Below are 18577 nucleotides of genomic sequence, written 5' to 3' on the forward strand. Positions count from 1 at the left end.
CCCTCTTGCTGTAAGGTGTTGCCATGCCGAGAAACTATAATCATTTGACCCCACAAGACCGTGCAGTCGTCATGCTCATGCGCGACGACCAGTGCAGCATCCGTTCCATTGCTAAACGCCTTGGCCGTTCTGCCAGCACGATCAGCCGCGAGCTCAAGCGCGCAGGCGCCACGGACATGTATGATGCCAATCTGGCTCAGACGAAAGCCCTGGCGCAACGCGTCAAACCTCGTAAAGTGCCCAAGCTGCATGTTCACAGCGTGATGTTCATCGTGGTGCGCCATTTTCTCAACTTACGCTGGTCGCCTCAGCAAATTGCTGGTAGGCTCAAAGATATGTGGCCCGACGCCCCTACCAAAACTGTCTCCCACGAGACCATCTATAACGCCATCTACCTGCACCCGCGCGGCGAACTCAAGCGCGAGCTTGTTGCCTGCCTGCGCCATCACAATCAGGTGCGCAAGCCGCGTAGCCAAGGCGCCGATCGGCGCAATCAGATCGTCGATATGCAAAGCATCCATATCCGGCCGCCCGAGGTCGAGGACCGGCTCATTCCCGGTCATTGGGAGGGCGACTTGATCAAGGGCGCCGGCAATCGTTCTTCGGTCGGTACGCTGGTCGAGCGCACTACTGGTTTTGTGGTGCTGGCCAAGATGGACAATGCCACCACCAAAGCCGTGGTCGACAGCTTCGCCGCCGTACTCAACCGACAGCCTGCGGCCATGCGCAAGACGATGACTTACGACCAGGGCCGTGAAATGCACGGCCATAAAATCCTTACTGAGCGTACTGGCGTGCAGATCTATTTTGCCGACCCACACAGCCCGTGGCAGCGCGGCTCCAACGAGAACACCAACGGTTTATTGCGCCAGTACCTTCCCAAAGGATCGGATCTGTCGATCTACTCCCAGGAACAACTCGACGCCATCGCGCTGGAACTCAACCAGCGGCCACGTGCTCGCTTTGGCTTTGCATCGCCTCTAGAAGTTTATACTGCTCACATGGAGCAACTAAACAATCCAGCGATCGCTGTTCATTAACCCAGTGTTGCAATTGGTTCTTGAAACCGCCCCACCAATGGATCGCCCAGCCTAGTGTGTCGGACCTCGCGTTCATGCTTGGCAAATAGGCTGTCGCTGGGATACATCATCGCAGGGACTCGCACGTTGGTTCGATCCCAGAGCTGCCGAAGCGCCACCGCCATGGATAAGGCCTCTCGAGGTGCCCAGAAGTAGCGTGTGTCATAATGCGACCTGCACAAGATCCCGGCGATGATGTTCATGGCATCCAGGTGAAGCGGTTTATCAGCACGTTTGATTCCTGCGGCACGCTGACCGAGGGCACGACCAGCAGAGCGGACACCTGTCTCAGCAGCCAGCTCTAACCTGCTCGCACGCTATCATCGCCACGGGCAGCGTGTCCCAGCCCATCGGCGGTGTAAACACCTGACGCGTTGCCTATACGTCATATGACAAATCAATGCGCATCAAGTAGCGATTCAAAAGCAAACCGCCGCTACTGAGGTGCACAACCATTTCGTGCACGGCCAGCGCATATTCTGGGAGCTGTACGTGACGGCGGCGCCAATCGGGTTCCAACGCCCGCCCCTGTTCTTCGCGGTAGTACCGGACATATTATCAGCGACATGGTGGTAGCACCGATCCGCCATAGCGCCACCGTCATGTATATGTTCCACTCTGGACCATCTCCAGCAGATTGCTGACGTAGTTCTGGCCCCCTACCGTATCTATGAAGCTCGCGGGCGTGGCACCGCCCAGCGCAGGCAGTGGAGCGGTGAGCCAAGTCGCCAGCCACCTCGCGGCATCAAATTCGGCTGTTCTCTCTGTATCGAAGAGCGCCTGCACCTGGCCGATTAGCGCATGCATGCCCATCACGCGTTCGGATTCTTGGGGCGAGAGGGTCTGCTCACGTCGCACCTTACGGTTAATGGTGGCGGGCGACAGGCCCAGCCAGGCCATTAACGCCTCCTTTGGCATGTCCATGACACATGACAGTTCCCCCACGCGAAGCGCGGGCACGCCTGACCGAATGACGTGGATTCTGTCGGCAAAGTCCATCCTGTACCAACCAAGGAACTGTCCACTTTTGGAGGTCCGTGTGAGACTGAGCATAATTGCCTTACTTGCGGTTTTTTTTGCTGCGAGCATCGTCGTAGGTTTAGCTTCCGCTGGCGGTGCTGAGTGCTTGCTAGCCTGCTTGGCAGATTGGCGGCGCGTTGTCATAGATGGCTCCGTTGGGACTTCATGCTAGTGGACATGAGAGCTACTCGCAACCGGTACACTGTAAGCGGCCAACCGCCCCACATTCCAAACAGATTCAGTTGTGGGTAAATTCAGCAAACGGTAGCAGGGAGTCGATCGTGCTGTTCGGGCAGGTGGGGAGTTTTTCGAGCGTTTCGGCAAGCCAGCGTGCTGAATCCAGTCCGTTGAGCTTGGCGGTAGCAAAAAGGCTCTGGATGGCCGCGGCGCGGCGGCCGGCACGGTCCGAGCCGGTAAAGAGCCAGTTCTTTTTGCCGATGGCGATCGGGCGGATCGCGTTCTCGACCGGATTGTTGTCGATCGGGAGGTGGCCCGCGGTGACGTAGCGTTGCAGTGCGGGCCAGCGCTTCAGCGCATGGTCGATCGACTTGGCCATGCCGCTGCCGGCGGCGGTGCGCTGGGTCGCAAGCAGCCAGGTATGCAGATCGGCCATCGCTGGCACGGCCTGCTGCTGGCGCAAGGCGAGGCGCTGTTCGGGTGTCATGTCGTGCGCCAGTTGTTCGATGGCGTACAGCTGGGCGATACGGCGCAGTGCCTCCTCGGCCACGGGGCTGGCATTGGCGGCGTGCACGTCGAAAAACTTGCGGCGGATGTGGGCCAGGCAAGTCAGTTCGACAGGCCCCTGCGCAAACAGGGCCTTATAACCGACAAAATGTTGTGCACAACATTTTGTCGGCTATAACGCCGTCTATGAAACCGGCCGCGTCATCGAAGCAGCCTGCTGGGCACACGCACGGCGCAAATTTTATGACCTGCATTCGGCACGTCCGACTTCGCTGACAACCGAGGCATTCCACTGGATCGGCGAGCTGTATGCCATCGAAGAATCCATCCGCGGCAAGCCGCCAGACGAACGTCGTGCTGCACGGCAGCTGCAAGCAAAACCGCTGCTCGATGATTTTGAGCGCTGGCTGCACGCCAATCCGATACGGCAGCGGCGATCCTGTACGCCCTCAAGCTGTGCCCAGCGCTGACACGCTATGCCGAAGATGGCCGCATCGAAATCGATAACTCGGCCGCCGAACGCTCTCTGAGAGGCATCGCCCTGCGCCGACGCAACTACCTGTGTGCCGGCGCCGACAGCGGTGGCGAACGCGCTGCCGCCATCTATGGGCAGATCGGAACGGCCAGGCTGAAAGGTATCGCCCCCGAAGCTTGGTTGCGCTATGTGCTGACGCATATCGCCGATCATCCTGTGAACTGCGTCGACGACTTCTGCCCTGGAACTGTGCCGCCAAGCTCGCCAGCTGAACCCCGCTTCCCAGCGGTGTGGCAAGCATCATCTCGCTTCCTGCTAATCATCTCAAGACGGCGCTGAGACGACGCTTACGGTGGATGCCAATTGTCGTACTCTAATGATGACGCCTCCCTTGATGTCGTGCCTTGTTGACACTTCCACTTTGGCACATCGATGCCGTTTCGGGATGGCGGCGTCCTACCCATTGCCTTAATAATTGATTCATCGCGATGCTTTACAATTGGCTCCCCTCCTGCCATTCGAGAGTCACCCGTGCAGATCCTGTTAGTGGAAGACGACACCATGCTGGCCGACGCGGTGTGCCATGGCGCCCGCCACAACGACTGGAAGATCGACCATGTCGGCGATGCGGCCACCGCGCGCCTCATGCAACTCGACCGACTGTATTCGGTGGTGCTGCTCGATCTCGGCTTGCCCGGCGAGTCGGGCCTGAGCCTGCTCCGTGCGATGCGTGCCCGCTATGACATCACGCCGGTGCTGATCCTGACCGCCCGCGACCAGATGAGCGAACGCATCGCAGGACTCGATGCGGGGGCCGACGATTACTTGGTCAAGCCTTTCGAACTGGGCGAGCTGTGGGCGCGGGTGCGCGCCGTAATCCGCCGCAGCCAGGGGCGCATGGTGCCCCTGCTCGCTTGCCGCGACGTGGAACTTGATGTGGCCCGCGGCACGGTGACCCGCGCCGGCGCGCGCGTGACACTGAGCGCCTACGAGTACCGCACGCTGCTGGCGCTGATGGAGCGGCCAGGCTATGTGTTTACCCGCGCCCATCTTGAAAATGCCGTGTATGACGGCGCCGGCGCCATCGAGAGCAACACCATTGCCGTCTTCATCCACCAGTTGCGGCGCAAGCTGGGCGACGACGTGATCGTGACCGTGCACGGCCAGGGTTACACCATCGGCGACGGCATTCGCAACGGCATCGGACCCACCGCGCGATGACGTCGCTACGCAAGCGGGTTCGCACGGTACTGGCGCTGGCGTTCCTCGGCTGCTGGATTGTCGGGGGCGGCACGCTGGTTACCTATACCACGCGCGCGGAACATAGTGTCTGGGATGCGAAGATGGAAGCCTTCGCCCACAAGCTGCTGATGGCGATTCCCGCAGATGAGATCAACGAAGGCCCATTCGGCCCGGGCTTGCAACTGCCGCTCGACAAGGGCCGGACCGCCGAAGACTTCAGCTTCCAGGTATGGAATGGCCAGGGTACGCTGTTCATCAAGACTCCCGGGGTGCCGTCCCGGCCATTCCGGCCCCGCGGCGAAAACGGTTTTTTCAGCACGGTCATCGGGGGCGAGAAATGGCGCGTCTATGCCGTATCGGACCGTACCGGGCAAGTGTCGGTGCAGGTCGCCAAACTGCAGGGCGCCGTGGACTGGGACATGCAGCGGGAAGCACTCATCGCGCTGTCCCTGCTCACGGTGGTGCTGGCCATGGTCGGCATGCTGCTGGAATATGCGCTGAACCGGGCCCTGCGCCCGATCGCCGGCATCGGCGCCGCCGTCCTGCAGCGCAAGGATTTCGACCTGGCGCCGTTACCCTTCGAAGAACTGCCGGAGGAATTGCGGCCCCTAGTCGACTCGTTCAATCACATGCTGCGGCGGCTCGCCACCGCCGTGGACTCAGAACGCCGTTTCATCAGCGACGCCGCGCATGAATTGCGCACGCCCCTGGCGGCGCTGCAGGCGCAGGCCGAAGTGGCGCTGGCGGCCGGTTCGGCGGCAGACAAGCATGCCGCGCTGGTCAAGCTGCTGGCCGTCGCGAAACGCAGTACGCGCCTGGCGGAGCAGTTGCTCGACCTGGCCCGGCTCGACGCCAGCGGCAGCAGCGGGCGCGCCACCGTGGTGGACATGGCCGAACTGATCGGCCATGTCGCCCACGAATTTGAGTTCGATGCCGAGCAGAACAGGCCCGCACTGCTGGTGGAAACAGCGCCCTGCCACATCGATGGCAACATCGACGAACTGGCCATCCTGTTGCGCAACCTGGTCGACAATGCCCTGCGCTTCGCGCCCCGGGGAGGACAGGTCCGCATCGCGTGCGGCCGGCCCGATGCCCGCGCCCGGGCCTATCTGGATGTGGCGGACGACGGCCCGGGTGTCCCGCTTCACGAGCGGGAGCTGATCTTCCAGCGCTTTCACCGTGCATCGAGCGGCAACAACGGCCGCGGCAGCGGCATCGGCCTGTCACTCGTGGCCGGTATCGCGCAGCTGCATCGGGCCCGCATCGTCACGGGCGCCGGGCTGGCGGGGCGCGGCTTCTCGGTCCGCGTGCTGTTTCCCCCACATGCCAGCAAGTCCGTTCAAAAGTTATAGAGATAGCCAAGCTTGACACTGCTCTCGCTGGACTTTTCCACCAGCGGGCTGTCCTTGATGGCGCCACCCAGCGAGGTGGCGCTGAAGTCGACGAACAAGTTATGGCGCGGGGTGACGGCGTAGCCCAGGCGTATGCCGATTTCGCCGTTGGTAGCCGACTTGCCCACGTAGCGGGCGCGGCTCGCGCGGACTTCCTCGGCGCGCACGCCATAGTAGTAGTCGACGTATTTCTTGTCATGCCAGTTCGCCGCGATGCGCGGCGTGACGGACAATGCGCCGGACTTGAAGGTGCGGTTCAGTTCCAGCTTGAAGCGCTTGCCCTCCGCGTCGCCAGTGGACGCGAGCGCTTCGGCGGAAGCGTTCAGGATACCGCCGCGCCAGGTCACGGCGCCGCCAAGCCAGACCCCGCCCTTGCGTTCGGCCATGCCTGCCAGGTAGGGCGAATCCTTCGCCTCGTAACCGTCGCCGGAGTACTTGGCGCGCAGGCGGAACGTGAACGGCCCGGCGGACGGCAGCTTGGCATCGAGCGTGGTGCCAAAGAAGCTGATGTAGCGGTTCTCGTACATCAGCAAAGGCAGCACGTCGGGATCGTCGTCGAACTCGCGGTAGGCCGCCTTGCCGAAGCCGGCGCCGATGCCCAGGCCCCAGTGCGAATCGGCGGGAGCCGCTTCCTTGGCGGCCAGTTCCGGCGCCAGCACCTGCGCCTGCGCGCCGTGGTGTACCGCAAGCGACAAGGCCGCGGCCAGCAGCGTGCGGATGAAGAACGTGCGGTAAGTGGTGGTTGCGTGTGTCATGCGTGGTTCTCCTTCAGGGTTAAAAAATCAGTAGTCAGGTGGCGAGGCCGGCACCGGGAAATCTCACGGCAAGCCGGCGCCGCAGGCCGTCCACGTAGCTGAATGCCACGGGCACCACAAACAGGCTCAGGAAAGTCGATGTCGTTAAACCGCCTATCACGGCGATCGCCATCGGCTGGCGGAAGCTGGCATCCGCGCCCAGCCCCAGCGCGATCGGCAGCATGCCGGCCACCATTGCCATCGTTGTCATCACGATCGGGCGGGCCCGCTTGTGGCACGCGTCCAGCAGCGCATCGCCTACGTCCAGCGCCCGGTCTCGCATGCCGACGACCGCATATTCGACAAGCAGGATCGAATTCTTGGTGACGACGCCGATCAGCATCACCAGCCCGATCATCGACGGCACATCGAGTTCGCTGCGGGCAAGCAGCAGGGCCACGAAGGCGCCCCCCAGCGACAGCGGGATGGCCGACAGGATCGTCACCGGCTGCAGCAAATCGCGGAACAGCAGAGCCAGCACGCAGTACATGCACAGTAGGCCGGTCAGGATGGCGGTGCCAAAGCCGGCCGCCAGTTCCGCAGCAATCTCCGCGTCGCCATCGTCGACCACCGCCACGCCCGACGGCATGCCGCGCGCGGCCGGCAATGCCAGCGCCGCGTTCATGGCCGATCCCAGGGGCACGGCGCCCAGATCCGCGCTCACCGTCACTTGGCGGCGGCGGTCGTAACGGTCGATCTGTGCCGGGCCGCTGTCCACCGACAGGCTGGCCACACTGGCCAGCGGCACCTGGCCGCCGCGTCCGTTCACGCGCAGGCTGGCCAGTGCGTCGAAGTCGGTGCGCAGGGCCTCATTCATCCGCACCCGGATCGCCAGCTGGCGATTGTCGAGGTTCAGCTTGGCCAGTTGCGCCTCGAAGTCGCCCATTGTTGCCACCCGCACCGTCGCGCCGATCTCTTCGGTGCTGACTCCCCGTTCCGCGGCACGGGCGGCGTCCGGGCGTACCACGATCTCCGGCCGCTCCAGGCTGGCCGTCGAGCGGATGTTCGCCAGCCCGGCCACGCCGCGCAATTCGCGCTCGAATGCTTGCGCCGTCGCTTGCAGCGCGTGCGCGTCGTCGCTGGCCAGAATGAGCGACAACTGTTCGCCCATCGCGCCGCCCACCGTGAAGTGCGCGCCTGCCACGTGGCCGAGTAAGGGCCGTATCGATGCTTCGATTTCCTGTTGCCCGGGCCGTTCGTCCCGCTCCGCCAGCGTCAGCGTCAGCGTGGCTGCATTCGCGCCGCGAGCGGTCGAAGCGGCGTCCCCCGCCGCACCCACGCTGGCGAATAGTGAGGTCACGCCGCCTACCCCCGCCAGCGCGCCGCGGACACTTTCCGCCGCCGCTGCCGTAGCTTCGAGCGAGCTGCCGGGCGGCAGTTCAAGGCCGATCGTGATGTAGCCACGGTCGGCGGCCGGGACTAGTCCCGTCGGGATGAGCGGCACCAGTGCGAGCGACCCCGCCAGGAACAGCACGGCGGCGCCAACCGTCGCGGCGCGATGGCGCAGGCACCAGCGCACGGCCACCAGGTAATCGGCCATCGGGCCCGTCGACTCCATCGGCCGGTCGCCGGCCTCGGGTTCGTCGTGCGCACCCGGACCGAACTTCAGCAGCCGCGCCGCCAGCACGGGTGTCAGCAAACGCGCCACCAGCAGCGAGGCGAGGATCGCGATCACGGCCGTCCAGCCGAACTGCTGGAAGAACAGCCCCGGCACGCCGTCCATCAGCGCGGTGGGAATGAATACGACGACGAGTGTAAGCGTGGTGGCGATCACCGCCAGTGCGATCTCATTGACGGCGTCCGCCGTGGCATGCATTACCGGCTTGCCCATGCGCCGGTGCCGGGCGATATTCTCGATCTCGACGATGGCATCGTCGACGAGGATGCCGACGATGACGGCCATGGCGAGCAGGGTCAGCGTGTTGAGCGAATAGCCCAGCCAGTGCATCGCCGCGAACGCGGGCAGGATCGACAGTGGCAGGGCCGACGCGGCAACCAGGGTGGCGCGCCAGTCGCGCAGGAACCACCACACCACGAGTACCGCGAGCAGCGCCCCCTCGTACAGCATCTGCATCGAACCCCGATACTGCTGCAGCGTGTAGCGCACCGTGCCGGAGACGGGTGTGAACTTCAGGTCGCGGCCGTCGCCCGCGAAACGGCACACCACCTTAGCCACACCGGCTGCGACGCGGGTTTCATCGGAGCCGCGGGCGCGGTAGATCTCGAAGCCGGCGACGCGCCGACCATCGAGCAGCGCGATGGAGGTGGCGTCCGCCGCGCTGTCGCTGACCATGGCCACCTGGTCGAGCCGAAGTTCGCGGCCGTCGGGCATTGTCATCGGCAGCGCGGCCAGCTCGCCGGCCTGCCGCACCGTGGCCACCGTGCGCATCGACTGTTCGCCGTGCCCCAGTTGTCCGCGACCGCCGGAGGCGTCCTGCTGAGTGCGGCGCAGCGCGCGCGACACATCCACCGCCGTCACGCCGTGCGCGGCCAGCTTTACCGGGTCGAGTTCCACAAGTACTTCGCGCTGCACGCCGCCCAGCCGCGCCACCCGGCCCACACCGGGCACCTGCAGCAGCGCCCTGGTCAGCTCGTCGTCGATCAGCCAGGACAGTGCTTCTTCATCGATGCGGCCGGAGGCGACGGCATAGGTCAGCGTGGGCTCGCTGTCGGTCGTGTCGGCACTGATGGCCGGCTGTTCCAGGTCCGCCGGCAGGTCCGCGCGCACGCGGTCCACAGCATCTTTCGTTTCGATCAGCGCATCGGACAAGGGTTTTTCTAGCACGAACTCCGCCTCGATCCGCACCTGGCTGTCGGTGATGGCCGTCGTGACGTGCTTGAGCCCCGACACCCCGACCAGCGCATCCTCGACCTTGCGCGCGACTTCGGTTTCCAGTTGCGCCGGCGTGCCCCCCGGCTGCGTGAGCACGATATGCACGGTGGGCAGCGCAAGGTCCGGCATGTTCTGGATCGGCAGTTGCCGGAAACCGTGCAGGCCGGCCAACGACAGCAGCACGAACATCAGCAGCACGGGGATCGGATTGCGCAGCGACCAGGTGGACAGGTTCATGCCGTTACCCCCTCTTTTCCGCTGCCGCCGCCACGGGCGCATTCAGCAGGCGCACGGCGTCGCCATCCTTGAGGAACCCCGCGCCCTGCATGACCACGCGCTCGCCTGCGGCCACGCCCTCGACCGCGACGGAGCTGCCGCTGCGCTGTCCGGTTCGAACGGTCAGCGCCTCGACGATGGGCCGGGAGCTGCCCGGCCTGAGCCGGAACACATGACTGCGGCCGTCGCGCACCACAATGCTCGAGGCGGGCACCGCCAGCACCGGCCTGTTATCAAGCATCACGCTACCGGCGGCATACATGCCGGCGTGCGCGCCGCTGCCCCGATCGATATCGGCATAGACCGTCGCCATGCGTGTCTGCGCGTCGAAGCGCGGGGCACTGCGCCGGACGCGCGCGCGGGCGGTCGTTCCGTCCGGCAGCCGCAGGTGAATGCGCTGGCCGGGCGCGATGCCGGCCAACTGGCTGGCGGTCACCTGGCCATGCCATTCGAGGCGGCCCTGGCGGATCAGGCGAAACAGTTCCCGGCCGCTTTCGGCCACGGCGCCCACGGTCGCCCCGCGGGCACTGACGATGCCGTCGTCGGGTGCGCGCACCTCGGCCTGCGCGACCAGCAGGCGCCGGCTCTCGACTTGGGCGCGGGCCACGGCAACCTGCGCTGCGCTGGTCTCGGCCAGCGTCTCGTACTGCAGCAACTCCTGCTGGCTGACACCGCCCCTGTTCTGCAGTGCCGCCATGCGCTGGCGATTGGCGGCAGCCTGCCGCGCGGCCGCTTCGGCCTGCGCGAGGCTGGCCCGCAGTTCCGCCAGGCCAGCACGCAACAGCGCATCGTCGAAGCGGGCCAGCAACTGGCCCCGCTTCACGGAATCGCCAACGTTGGCGTGTACTTCCAGCAGCCGCAGGCCTGCGCTCTGGGCGCCAACGACCGCTTCCTGCCACGGTTCGATGGCGCCCGACGCTTCGACCGTGTGCGCCCACACGACGCGTTCGACCGGCGCCAGCGCCACCGTGATGGAAGGCGCGGCGGGTGCCGGTGTGGCCCGGACAGGGCTGCCGGCAGGCGATATGCCGACGGTGACAAACAGTGCCAGGCACAGGATCGCGGCCGCGGCCAGGAATGCCGCGGTGGTGAGTATCCGGTAGCGCTGCGATGCCGCGGCCGGTGCGGTACCGACGTCCGCATAGGCGTCGGCGTGGATGCTGTCGTACGATTTCATTGGGAGGCGCTTTCAGGAATGATCGGGGAACCGCCGCATGCCAGCACCAGTGCCACCCACGCCTGGCTGCTGTCCTGCACGGCGGCGATGGCGTCGTTGTTGGCCGATGCGAGCTGGCGCCGGCTGTCTTCCAGGACGAACAGACTGCTGGCGCCGGCGCGCCACATCGCTTCGGTGGCATCGAACGTGGCCTGTGCGGCTTCAGCCGCGTCGCGCGTGGTGACCAGGCGCGCGTGGGCAGAACGGCTAGAGGCAAGTGCGTTTTCCACATTGAGCGCGGCATCGCGCACGGCGCCGCGCAGTGCCGCGGTGGCGAGGCGATAGCGGGCCTGGCTGCCTGCCACGTTGGCGGCGCCTCGGCCGCCATCGAACAGGGGAACGCTCAGCGCCGGGCCGATGCTCCAGCCGGTAGCACTTTCGCTGGGCGCGCGCAGCCACTGGCCGGACAGCGCCGCGCCCAGGTCCACACGCGGCAGCCGCTCGGCGCGGGCAACAGCGATTTCTGACGACGCCGCCGCCAGCTCCGCTTCGGCGGCCAGCACGGCGGGATGGCGGGCCAGCATTGTGGCTGGCAAGCGCAGCTGGTAGCTGGGTGCGCGCGGCATGATCCATTGTGCGTACAGTGGCAGGGCCTGCGCGGCGGCGGTGCGGCTTTCCACCGGCCCCGCCATCAGCGCGGCGACGGATGCGGCATCGCGGCCGGTCAGCGCAACCAGCGCATTCGTGTAGGTAGCACATTGCTGCCCGCGAACCGCCTTTGCCGTCCGGGCGGCAGCCAGCCCGGCCCGTGCGCGGTGGACATCGACCGCCGCCATAGCGCCGGCTGCGAGGTGGTGCTCGCTCAAGTCAAGCGTGACTTCGCGCGAGGCGATATCGTCGGCCAGCACCGCTTCGGCAAAGCGGCAGCCGCGCAGCGCCATGACGGTGTGGGCCACGCGCGCGGTCAGGGCGAGCCGGGCCGCGGTGGCGTCGGCATGGCGTGCGTCCAAGCGGTGGCTCGCTTCATTCACCGAGTTGCGCACGCGACCGAACAGGTCGATTTCCCAGCGCAGGGCGAGGCCCAGCGTCGCAGCGCTCGTGGCGGGCGTCGTCTCATGATCGAGTTCGCGCAGGCGCGCGGCACCGAGATCCATTTGCAGCAATGGCATGCGCTGTGCCGCACGGCTGCTCAACACCGCGCCGGCTTCGTCGACCCTGGCGATGGCTTGTGATAGTGTCGGATTGTCCGCCAGCGCGGCAGGCACCAGCACGTCGATCGCCGCGTCGTTCAGCGCGGTCCACCAGTCCCCGCTTGCGATCGGGGCCTCGCCGGCCATCCCGGATGGGCTGGGGCTCGCCGGCTCCGACAGGGCGAGGGGGGCCGGGAACGGCCCCGGCACGTGCATCGGCTGCGTGGCGCATCCACCGGCCAGCGCCGAACAAAGCAGCGCGGCCGGGCGGCACCACGTGCGTGGACGATTGGTAAAACGGATTCGCATATTCCCCCTTGGCGTTCTGGATACCGCGCCGTCCAGACGGCCGCGGATCACAACGGAAGGGATAATGCCTGTCTGCGATTAATAGTTTTTTGGGGTCGCCGAGCCGGTCGGCAGTTACCGCCCGCGCACCACCTGCAACTTCACGTTCTTGCCCTGCCGGCAGGTTAACTGGGTCATCGCGGCATCGCACAAATCGCCTTCGCATCGAAGGCGACGGAGCCGGTGATGCCTTCGTACCTGCGTTTCGTTAGCGCCGGCAGAAACTTCGCGGGCACGGGGGACCCTGCCTGCTGCATCGTGGTCGCGAAGATCATCACGGCATCGTAGTCATACGGGCATGGGGTCCATCGGCAGCTTGTAGCGCTGCCGATAGCGCTCGATGAACGCAGCATGGCTCGCTTCCTGCAGGCCGTCGATGTCGCCTGCCACCACGCACACGACTTGGTCGTCGCCAGCGCATTGCCGGCCAGCACCGGCAGGCGTTCGGAACAGATGCCGTCGCTGGATACGGCAATCGGGTGCCGACGTTGACCAGTTGCAGCGCCGGCGCGCCTGGCCAGTGGTGCGCGCTGGCGTGAAAGGACCAACCTGAAGGTGGAAGAGCGCAACTGCGTATCTGGCCTACCGGGTCGAGCGTCGCGAGATGGTGACGACAGGCAAGAGCGCACACCGAAGCCTTACCCCAAATACTCAACCTTTCTATGAAACGAGTAGACGATTTCCCGCTACGGGACTGCGCCGATAAGCCTGGCCGGCTGAACTCCGCTTCATAGCGGTGTGGCAAGGATCATCTTGCTTCGTGCATATCAGCTCAAGACCGCGCAGCCAACCCTTACTGTAGGGGAAAAATGAATGTGGCGCGATTTTGGCGCAGTTCCCCGAACCGCGCCAAAGTGGCAAGAGATTCTGGCGCAGTTTCGCTAACGGCGCCAAATTTTTGCGAAGCGCCAGCATCGAAGCCGCTAGCGAATCCGCGCCGGATCCCCTCAAATTTCTCGACCGGTGGCAGCGGAGCCGTGTAGTAGTTGCCACGTGAGAGAACCCTTTGTTGCCTACCACCAAAGCGTGGTCTACAGTGGCGAAGGCGTAGAACTTGAGGGCAGCCTTCGGCTCAGCGGTACACCCGCGCACGACGGCGCCTGTGCAGTGACCTTATCTGGAATCGTTGCCATAGCTAGGCGCAGAGAACGCCACGCGGCGCGACTTCCGCCTGGAACTCGGAGAACGAGCTCTGGCACAACTGGTAAGTGGACGACGGCAATTGCCTTGCCCAGAAGCCGCCGATTGCTGAGTGCCGCATGGTCTTGCCTGCGCATCCACGCCAGGTGCGCATCCAAGGCGCCCTGTGCCGACCAGCGCCTGCACAGCAGATCCCCTAGCGGGAACCCAGTAACTTCTCCAGAGCTTCCGGCGCCAGCGGCTTGACCAGATGCAGTGCAAAGCCTGCCGCCCCGCTGCGTTCCCGGTCCGCATCCTGTCCATAACCGGTCAGGGCTACATAGCGCGCATTGGCATTGCGTCCGCTTTCGCGCATCAGGCCGACGAGCTGGTGGCCGCTGATCTCCGGCAGCCCGATGTCCAGGATCGCCAGGTCCACGCGCAGCTCCGCGAAGCGCTCGAGTGCCTCGGCCGGAGCATGGCAGACCGTTACCGCATGGCCATGGGAGCGCAGCAGCGCAGCCAGCGTATCGGCAGCATCGACGTTGTCATCGACGACCAGGATGGATTGCGCCGTCCCGGACTTTTCCACTTGCGCTAACGGCACTTCGATCCGGGGCCTCGGAGGTGCTGCCGCAAGCGGCAGATGTACGGTAAAGATGCTCCCTGTTCCCGGTCCCTCGCTGGACGCGGCCACGCGGCCGCCATGCAGCTCCACCAGGTTTCTGACCAGCGCCAAGCCAATCCCTAGCCCGCCTACCGCCCCATCCAAGTTCCGCTCGCCCTGCACGAACGGCTCAAAGATCCGAGGCAGCAGCTCCGCCGGCAGGCCGGTGCCGTTGTCGGAGACGTCGATCCTGATCTCGCCGCCGGCGGCACCGGCTCGGAGCATGATCTCCGCCCCGGCCGGGCTGTAGCGCGATGCATTGGTCAGCAGGTTCGAGACGATCTGTGCCAGCCGCGCAGCATCGCCGTACCACGGCAAGGAAGCGACCTCGACCTGGAGCCGCTGCTGTTTCTGCGCGACAAGCGGAGCCACCATCTCGACGGCGCGCATGAGTACTTCACGCGCATCGACGGTTTCTTTCCGAAGTTCGACCTTGCCGCGTGTGATGCGCGACACGTCGAGCAGGTCGTCGACCAGGCGCGTCAGGTGCGCTACCTGGCGGCGGATCACCACCTGTTCACGTTCCGTCGACCCGTCACGCATGCGCATCAGTTCGAGCGCGGTAACGATCGGTGCAAGCGGATTGCGCAGCTCGTGGCCCAGGAGTGCCAGGAACTCGTCCTTGGCGCGCGCAGCGGCCTGCAGGTCGACGTTCAGCTTTTCCACCTCGGCACGCGACTCCACCTGGACGGTGATATCCACGGCGATCACCATCAGCCCATACACCTGGCCAGCGAGGGTACGCAAAGGCGAAAGGTTATATGTAAAGTAGCGATTGTCGAGTGCGCCGCCGTGCCGGTGGATCTGCACCAGGGTCGGCTGCGAGATGAACGGCTGGCCCGCGCGATACACGGCTTTAAATTGTTCGTGAACCGGCGAACCGTCCAGCTCGGGAAATACACGGACGAACGGCTTGCCGATCATGTGCTCGGCCGGCCGGCCACTGACCATGGCATACATCGAATTGACCAGGTGGTACACCAGCTCCTCGCCAATCATGACAGCGGCGCCGACCGGTGCATCCAGCAGGAGCCGGTCTCGCTCCGCTTCGACAATCCTGCGCAACGCCTCGCTGTCCACCCGATGCCGCGCGGTAGCAACCAGCAACGTAAACTGCTCCACGAAAAGCCGATAGGCGTCATCCAGCGCGATCCGCGGCGTTGGTTCGAAGTCGATCGCCAGGTCGACGTGGAGGCCGACGTCGGCCGCCGTGACCCGCACATGGCGTACCGACGGGTCGGGTGGCGTGGCGACGGGCTCAAGCGGCGTAAGCTTCGCACTGCACAAATCGCTGGAATTGAATGCCACTGCCTGGTCGACGGCGGCATCCAGCCTGTCCAGTGTGCTGGCAGTGACCAGTTCCTGGCGCAGCAAGTCCAGGGTCTGCTGGCGGCGCGTGCCGAGGATGCGCTCGGTCGTCTCGTAAGAGATCAGCAGCACGCCCCGAACGGCGCCGGCGTCGTCGCGGACAGGCGTGAAGGAATATGTCCAGTAAGTATCCACAACCCGGTTATTGCGCTCGATACCATACCGGAAGTCGGAATGAACGGTCGGCGGCCCCCCGCCAAGCACGACGCTGACCAATGGCGCTATCGAAGCCCAACCGTGTTTCCAGCTCTCGGCGGCCGGCCGGCCGAGCGCGATCGTCCCCTGCCCGGCATCAACGCGCGGTGCATAGGCATCGTTGTAGATCTGGATCGATTCCTCGCCCCACCAGATGACCAGCGGCTCGGTCGAATCGAGCATCAGCGTGACGATCGCCTTCAGGCTGGCCGGCCATTGCGGGATGGGTCCCAGCGGGGTCGCAGCCCAATCGTGCTCGGCGACCAGCACGCGCATGCTTTTTTCGCCCCTGGCTGCGAAGCGATCATTGACAGCGCCCGGCTGGGCCGGTGATGGAAGGACAGACGGCTTGAGCATCGTGTTATCTAGATCGGACCGCGGACACTGCCGCGTACGTCCCGATTGTACCGATCATTGCCATTTCACGATGGCCAGGCGCTTCATCCGTGTACTTGCCCTGTCGCCTCCCTCGTTCTCTTCCGTCAATCACTCCAAAGGCAAGGCACGACATCGCGCAGCCGTACCCGCAAGCGCCGGGACGTCCCTTGCGTCATCCGTGCAGCGCGCTGTCGATCGCTTCCCGCAGTAGCGGATCTCCGGGCTCCACGTCCGGATTGAATCGCGCCACCACCCGGCCATCGCGGCCGACAAGGAACTTCTCGAAATTCCACAGCACATCCGACGGATCTTCCTGCTCAAAGCCGTACTGCGCCAGCTTGCGGTGCATGGTGCCGCCCGCCGGGTCCAGTGCCTCCGGCTGGGCCTGCGTCAACGCGGCGTACAAGGCATGCCGATCCGGCCCCTTGACGGACACTTTCTCGGCCAGGGGAAACGCCACGCCGAAAGTCGTGTTGCAGAACTGGGCAATTTCCTCGTTACTGCCCGGCTCCTGGGCGCCGAAGTCATTGGCGGGGAAACCGATCACGACCAGGCCCGCCTCGCGCTTTTCCTCGAACAGCCGCGCCAGGCCCTCGTATTGCGGGGTCAGTCCGCATTGCGAAGCGACATTCACCAGCAATACCGCCTTGCCGCGATAGCTGGACAGCGTGGCCTGGCCACCATCCATCAGCCGGAACGGTATCTGGTCGATCCTTGTATGCATCGTTGCTTCTCCTTCAAACAGTCAATAGGGTGCGCTGGGAATGGCCATGCCGAGATTGGCGGCGCCATGCGGAAAGCATGCCGATGCGCTTCGAGCCCGAACCGTCGACGCAGCCCGGAAAAAATATCCGGCAGCGGCCACATCGTTTGTTGAACAAATCCACGATAAGTGTACAATTAAAGCGCGGAAAAACAAAGGAGACAACGATGCACCCACATGCCGAAACGACACTGCGGGACGGGACCAAAATCTCGGACCTCATCAACCACGAGACGCGCGAGGTCAAGGTCCGCGCCCTGTCCGATCCCGAGCTGTATGAACTCGAGATGGAACGGATCTTTGGCAAGACCTGGATCTTCCTCGGGCACGAGACCGAAATCCCCAACAAGGGCGACTTCATCACACGCGACATGGGCTCCGATGCCGTCATCGTCGCCCGCGATCGCGATGGCGAGATCCACGTCTCGCTGAACGTCTGCCCGCACCGCGCGATGCGGGTGCAGACGCACGATGCCGGCAACACCAATGTGCACATGTGCATCTACCACGGCTGGGCCTTCAAGCCGAACGGCGACTTCATCGGCGCACCCGTCGAGAAGGAGTGCATGCACGGAAAAATGATGGCGAAGGACCAGCTCGGCCTGAAGAAGGCGCGCGTGGCGCTGTATGGCGGTCTGATCTTCGCTACCTGGAATATCGACGGCCCCAGCCTGGAAGAGTTCTTCGGCGACGCCAAGTACTACTTCGACACGCTGTTCCTGCGCACCAAGGGCGGCCTGGAAGTGCTCGGGCCGCCGCAGCGCTTCCGCATCAATGCGAACTGGAAGACCGCCTGCGAACAGTCGGCCGCCGATGGCTTCCACACGCTGACCCTGCACCGCTGGCTCGCGGAAGTCGGCCCATATGCGAAGAAACCGGATGCCGAAGGCAAAGGCGCCGACCTCTCGCCGGAAATGTATGGCAGCGAAGTGTGGACCGACCATGGCCACGCGCTGCGCTGCATCGAACTCGACCGGAAGATCGTTCGCCTGACGGGCAAGGATCCGGCCGAACTGACGCCCGCGGAAAAGCTGACCGCCCTGCCGCCCCCCGGCATCACCGCCGCGATGGTCCCGGAACTGCTGGAGCGCTTCGACGAGGGCCAGCTCAAGCTGATGTCGTGGCGTCCGCCCCAGGTGGGCGGCTTCTTCCCGAATGGCCTGTTCGAATTCATCTACCTGCCGCAGCCCGATGGCACGATCGTCGGCGCCTGCGCCCTGCACGCCTATATCCCGAAAGGTCCGGACAAGCTGGAATTCATGAACTGGATTTTCGCTGAAAAGGACACGCCGCCGGAACTCAAGGCACGTATGCTGCGCCAGTCGGTCCAGATGCTGGGCACGTCAGGCATGGTCGAGATGGAAGACTCCGACACATGGCCGCACCAGACGGAAGTGGCCAAAGGCGCAATGAGCAAGACCATCACGATGAAGTACCAGGCCAAGTTCGACCACGGCGCGCCGGAAGGCTGGCCGGGGCCCGGGCACGTGGGCGACGGCTTCACCAAGGACGATACCCAGTGGGCGTGGTGGACATACTGGCACGAGCTGATGACGAGCGAAAAATGAGCCAGCCACCGGACACCCAACAACGCCCCCA

Annotated in this window: 12 protein-coding genes and 2 pseudogenes; 5 read left to right on the forward strand and 9 right to left on the reverse strand. The window is 64.7% G+C overall.

Annotated elements, in window-relative coordinates; all coding sequences use genetic code 11:
* Positions 1–23 precede the first annotated feature (23 nt).
* The gene (locus tag FHS02_RS03440) at positions 24–1040 is read left to right on the forward strand and encodes an IS30 family transposase (RefSeq protein WP_137312810.1); all 1017 of its coding nucleotides are present in this window, start codon (positions 24–26) and stop codon (positions 1038–1040) included.
* A gap of 639 nt (positions 1041–1679) precedes the next feature.
* Here FHS02_RS03440 and FHS02_RS31365 read toward each other — a convergent pair.
* The gene (locus FHS02_RS31365) at positions 1680–2243 is read right to left on the reverse strand and encodes an Xre family toxin-antitoxin system antitoxin (protein WP_229422533.1); all 564 of its coding nucleotides are present in this window, start codon (positions 2241–2243) and stop codon (positions 1680–1682) included.
* A gap of 94 nt (positions 2244–2337) precedes the next feature.
* Positions 2338–2919: pseudogene (gene tnpC, locus FHS02_RS03450) on the reverse strand (IS66 family transposase); the annotation flags it as partial.
* A gap of 19 nt (positions 2920–2938) precedes the next feature.
* On the opposite strand from tnpC, the pseudogene FHS02_RS03455 reads away from it, so the two are divergent.
* The 3 genes and pseudogenes from FHS02_RS03455 to FHS02_RS03465 form a co-directional block, all read left to right on the forward strand.
* Positions 2939–3597, forward strand: a pseudogene (locus FHS02_RS03455) (IS66 family transposase); the annotation flags it as partial.
* A 192-nt stretch (positions 3598–3789) separates the two neighbouring features.
* Entirely contained in the window at positions 3790–4479 is a 690-nt protein-coding gene (locus FHS02_RS03460; protein WP_137312811.1) for a response regulator, read from the forward strand.
* Positions 4476–5852 carry an ATP-binding protein gene (locus tag FHS02_RS03465; RefSeq protein ID WP_137312812.1) on the forward strand — a complete coding sequence of 459 codons (1377 nt, stop codon included), beginning with the start codon at positions 4476–4478 and terminating at the stop codon, positions 5850–5852. The genes FHS02_RS03460 and FHS02_RS03465 overlap by 4 nt, the downstream gene beginning before the upstream one ends.
* Here the strand turns inward: FHS02_RS03465 and FHS02_RS03470 are convergent.
* The 7 genes from FHS02_RS03470 to FHS02_RS03495 form a co-directional block, all read right to left on the reverse strand.
* On the reverse strand, positions 5840–6646 hold the full coding sequence (locus tag FHS02_RS03470) for a MipA/OmpV family protein (protein WP_137312813.1): 807 nt from the start codon (positions 6644–6646) through the stop codon (positions 5840–5842). The two genes, FHS02_RS03465 and FHS02_RS03470, sit on opposite strands and share 13 nt — an antisense overlap.
* Before the next feature lie 34 nt (positions 6647–6680).
* Positions 6681–9755 (reverse strand): efflux RND transporter permease subunit, encoded by a 3075-nt coding sequence (locus FHS02_RS03475; RefSeq protein WP_137312814.1) that lies wholly within the window; start codon positions 9753–9755, stop codon positions 6681–6683.
* Positions 9756–9759: 4 nt separating this feature from the next.
* The gene (locus FHS02_RS03480) at positions 9760–10971 is read right to left on the reverse strand and encodes an efflux RND transporter periplasmic adaptor subunit (protein ID WP_137312815.1); all 1212 of its coding nucleotides are present in this window, start codon (positions 10969–10971) and stop codon (positions 9760–9762) included.
* Positions 10968–12449, reverse strand: coding sequence for an efflux transporter outer membrane subunit (locus tag FHS02_RS03485; RefSeq protein ID WP_137312816.1), 1482 nt, complete (start codon positions 12447–12449; stop codon positions 10968–10970). Before FHS02_RS03485 ends, FHS02_RS03480 begins: the two co-directional genes overlap by 4 nt.
* 1174 nt (positions 12450–13623) lie before the next feature.
* Positions 13624–13749: a hypothetical protein gene (locus FHS02_RS31800; RefSeq protein ID WP_259772480.1), complete on the reverse strand. Its 126-nt coding sequence runs from the start codon at positions 13747–13749 to the stop codon at positions 13624–13626.
* A 75-nt stretch (positions 13750–13824) separates the two neighbouring features.
* Positions 13825–16194, reverse strand: coding sequence for a hybrid sensor histidine kinase/response regulator (locus FHS02_RS03490; protein ID WP_137312817.1), 2370 nt, complete (start codon positions 16192–16194; stop codon positions 13825–13827).
* Between the two features lie 193 nt (positions 16195–16387).
* Entirely contained in the window at positions 16388–16939 is a 552-nt protein-coding gene (locus FHS02_RS03495) for a glutathione peroxidase (RefSeq protein ID WP_137312818.1), read from the reverse strand.
* 206 nt (positions 16940–17145) lie between these two features.
* Between FHS02_RS03495 and FHS02_RS03500 the strand changes: the two genes are divergently transcribed.
* Entirely contained in the window at positions 17146–18546 is a 1401-nt protein-coding gene (locus FHS02_RS03500) for an aromatic ring-hydroxylating dioxygenase subunit alpha (RefSeq protein WP_137312819.1), read from the forward strand.
* The last annotated feature ends 31 nt before the right edge of the window (positions 18547–18577 follow it).

Origin of the sequence: Pseudoduganella umbonata (assembly GCF_014192225.1) — a bacterium.
Classification (GTDB): domain Bacteria; phylum Pseudomonadota; class Gammaproteobacteria; order Burkholderiales; family Burkholderiaceae_D; genus Rugamonas; species Rugamonas umbonata.